The sequence below is a fragment of the Desulfurellaceae bacterium genome (assembly GCA_021296095.1).
Taxonomy (GTDB): domain Bacteria; phylum Desulfobacterota; class Binatia; order Bin18; family Bin18; genus JAAXHF01.
The window spans coordinates 44,961-48,145 of the sequence record JAGWBB010000032.1 but is presented as its reverse complement, the minus strand read 5'-3'; the positions used below and the strand labels follow the sequence as shown (position 1 = coordinate 48,145).

Below are 3,185 nucleotides of genomic sequence, written 5' to 3'. Positions count from 1 at the left end.
TCAGCATGCGCTGATACAGGGCCGGGTTTTTCCCGGCCATGCCGGCCTCCAGCTCCGGGCGGGTGCCGACCGTCCCATAGGCAATCGCGTGAAATTTCATCGTGCTCCTTGAGGTCTATGCTTCCCAATCTCTGGTACTGAAAGGCTACGGCAGATATTGCCGGCCAAGCGGTTGGGTATTTCCGTATGGCGCGGAACTGTTTCGACTGCGCCAGTCTGAGGATTGTACCACAGCGAATGAGAACGTCCTTCGCGTTTGAGGTCACAACCGTACCTTCGAAGGTGACGGAGCAGACTGCTCCGTTTCATGAGACGGTGACCGTTTCTCGGATGGCCTCTGGCGGTACTCCACGCAGTCCCGCCTCCCGGCGATCCTCAAGGATAAGCGCTATGGCCTCAGCCAAATTCTCGCGTGCAGCGTCCTTGGTTCTGCCCTGACCGTTTGCACCAGGAATTTCAGGACAGTAGGCAATATACCATTCCCCGTCCTGCTCGATGATCGCTGTGAACTCATTTTTCATCGTCACCTCTCCTAAAGGGTCAGTCTCTTGACGCATGAAAAATTAAAGCCTGGAATGCTGATATCCGTCAAGGATTCGACCCGATTCACAAATTCTTATATTCCCGAAATCCCGTCAGCCTGTTCCAGCAGATGAGGTTCCTTGAACCACCAGTTGAGCAGGCTGCGGTTTGTCGGGCTCGCGCCCGCGTAGCCGTTATTGCGGAACGTCTGCACTTGCCGCCGAAGCTCGGCCACCAGCGGCGGCAGCAGCTTTTTGGCGCTTATGTCGCGCAGCGTTTCGTCTGCCGGGAACCAGCGAAGCTCCGGGTCAAGAATCGCGTGGGAGGAATCGGGGAAGTCGGGGTGTAGGGCCATTGCTCAATTCCAGAATCAGCCGGGGTTATGGGCAGAGGTCTCTGCTAAGAAAGTCTGCGTCGTCTTTGGTCTTGTAGATTCTTCCTCCGGGAATGATTCTTTCAAAATCGGCCTGTAAATCTCTATCATCTGTGACCAGCAAAGTGACCTCAGATACTCGGGCTAGAGCGAGGACATCCGGGTCGTCTGATTTATGGCTCGGCAGATTTGTTTTTTCTTCAGCGATGGCTTGGCGAGGGTAACTTATAATTTTTCCTGCTCTCCGATATTCCTTGAATTTGTCATTCATTTTCCGGCTTTGTCTTAATTCCTTTTTTATCTTACCTATTGACGAGTAGACCATTTTGCCATTCTTAGCATTCATCCAATCTCTCACGGGTTTCATGTCTTGATTCTCTGGATTAAGAAAATCGCCGTATCTATTTGTATCCAGAATCAGACACATAGTTCGATCCTTAATCAAAACCGAGCAATCTGTCGGATTCTTTGAGAAAGAATTCACGGTAACTGCTTGGCGCCCCCAGTAAATTCGCTTGATCGTCGAACGCGATATTGTGAACTTTGACGCTGTTGCCGGATGGCTCCAGGTAGATAAGCGAAACATCTTCTGGTTCTATTCTCTTTTTCATAATCTCGATACGAGCCCGGTCAACCATGTAGTCGCTGTGTGTCTCGATCACAAAACTATGCTCCCTCTGTCTGATCAGAGCGACCAACAGGGACGATAGTTCCGCTTGTCCTCTGGGATGTAAGTGAACCTCTGGCTGTTGCATCAAAAACGGCACCCTTGGAGGTGAATTTATCATACGCACCAAAATAGGAAGAAGTTGGTTAACGCCGTAGCCTACATCTATCATATTAACCTTTGGTCCTCTGACTTTGATTTGCAGTTGAAAGGGATCACCCATGGACTTTCCGAGTCTTCTAACGTGAATGTCCGAGAACAACCCTGAAGATTTGCCAAATTCAATCAATCGTCCCTTGAGTTCCTTCCATTCTTTCTCATTCGTCCTGAACATATTCATGAGTAGCATAGGGATATCGCTTCCCTCGGGGCTAATAGTTTCCTTCAGGGGGTCATAGGTTCGCTGCGGCTTGGAACGAATGGGCGCGAAGCTGTAAGGGTCTTCCTCATACGGTCCGTACCGTCTTCCCGATAAAGACTCTGGCAGTCTTTCAACGAGTTCATAAAAATCCTTCTCCTCGGGAGATGAGTCCCCCTTATCCGCTGCTTCAAACGCCATAGAAGTCAGATTGGAAGATATGTTCGCATTCAACCGATGCGAATTGACACCAATGACAATTCTTCTGAATCCCTCTTCTCCAATGCTCCCGCTAATTTCAGAGTCAATGCTGGGACTCTGTCTATTTGGTCCGTTAATTTTCTCTTTACCTTCAACGAAGACTAGCTCGCCCTTGGGAAGAATTACTCGTTGTTCCTGAACAGCAGGTTCAGAACCCTTCTCCTTTTCCGCCAGTGTCAGGATATATTCTGCGCTTTCTTTTTTGTTTTCAGATTTGTATTCAAAGCCTAACTTGAAGCTTCTCTTTCGAGGGTTAGATTTCCTCACAATATCGACGAACGTACCCATCTGATAGGGCTCGACGTTAAAATCCAAGTGAAAACCAGATGGTTTTGGGTTTGCGAAAGTATGTAAGGTTTGAAAACAGCCCAGCACGGTAGATTTTCCAGTGCTATTCTCACCGACCAGGAGGGTCAGGGGGCGGATGTTGAACTCTTGCCTGCTGGCAAAACAACGAACATCTTCGATGATCAGCTTGCGGACGTTCACGCCGTGGCCTCCACAGTCGTTATGCCATCATGACCAAAAATGTTCACCAGCTCCGACGTATGACAGGCTGACCAGCTGCTAAAACGGCAGAAAGCTCCGAAACAGGCTACCGTCGTCGTCGGCCTCGGCGGGTGGACCAAGCTCGTCGTCCTCGTCCGACGCAAAGGGGTTCAGACGGGCGAACAGGCCCGGCTTGACGATCACGTCCCCCTCTCGGGGTTCCACGTCTTCGGGACTGGCATAGACCGGCATCTCTGACCGGACGTTCTCGTCAATGTAGCGCTTGCCGATGAGGTGGTCTTCGTTATCGTCGCCAAAAATCCAGAACGAACACCCGCTCAGCGCCAGACACCACCACACACCCAGGAACACCTGTTTCATCGCCTTCTTCTATCCTCCTCTTGACCCGGACAGCTCATTCGGCCGGGGGGCCGAACAGGGTGCGCAGACTGATGTCGCCGAGCAGCAGGAAAACGGCGGCAATAATCATGATGTTGTCCAGCGGGTGCAGCTGC

5 protein-coding genes are annotated in these 3,185 nt (G+C 50.8%); all 5 read right to left on the bottom strand.

Annotated features, from left to right (window positions below):
• Positions 1-305 precede the first annotated feature (305 nt).
• On the bottom strand, positions 306-521 hold the full coding sequence (locus tag J4F42_09815) for a type II toxin-antitoxin system HicB family antitoxin (GenBank protein ID MCE2485795.1): 216 nt from the start codon (positions 519-521) through the stop codon (positions 306-308).
• A gap of 95 nt (positions 522-616) precedes the next feature.
• Positions 617-877 (bottom strand): hypothetical protein, encoded by a 261-nt coding sequence (locus J4F42_09810; protein MCE2485794.1) that lies wholly within the window; start codon positions 875-877, stop codon positions 617-619.
• 25 nt (positions 878-902) lie between these two features.
• On the bottom strand, positions 903-1,322 hold the full coding sequence (locus J4F42_09805; GenBank protein ID MCE2485793.1) for a hypothetical protein: 420 nt from the start codon (positions 1,320-1,322) through the stop codon (positions 903-905).
• A gap of 10 nt (positions 1,323-1,332) precedes the next feature.
• Entirely contained in the window at positions 1,333-2,670 is a 1,338-nt protein-coding gene (locus tag J4F42_09800) for an AAA family ATPase (protein ID MCE2485792.1), read from the bottom strand.
• 78 nt (positions 2,671-2,748) lie between these two features.
• Positions 2,749-3,051 (bottom strand): hypothetical protein, encoded by a 303-nt coding sequence (locus J4F42_09795; protein ID MCE2485791.1) that lies wholly within the window; start codon positions 3,049-3,051, stop codon positions 2,749-2,751.
• Positions 3,052-3,185 lie beyond the last annotated feature (134 nt).

Bases quoted from the DNA above. Each gene is read 5' to 3' on its own strand.
- J4F42_09815 (MCE2485795.1), bottom strand. From the start codon at position 521: ATGAAAAATGAGTTCACAGCGATCATCGAGCAGGACGGGGAATGGTAT.
- J4F42_09810 (MCE2485794.1), bottom strand. From the start codon at position 877: ATGGCCCTACACCCCGACTTCCCCGATTCCTCCCACGCGATTCTTGAC.
- J4F42_09805 (MCE2485793.1), bottom strand. From the start codon at position 1,322: ATGTGTCTGATTCTGGATACAAATAGATACGGCGATTTTCTTAATCCA.
- J4F42_09795 (MCE2485791.1), bottom strand. From the start codon at position 3,051: ATGAAACAGGTGTTCCTGGGTGTGTGGTGGTGTCTGGCGCTGAGCGGG.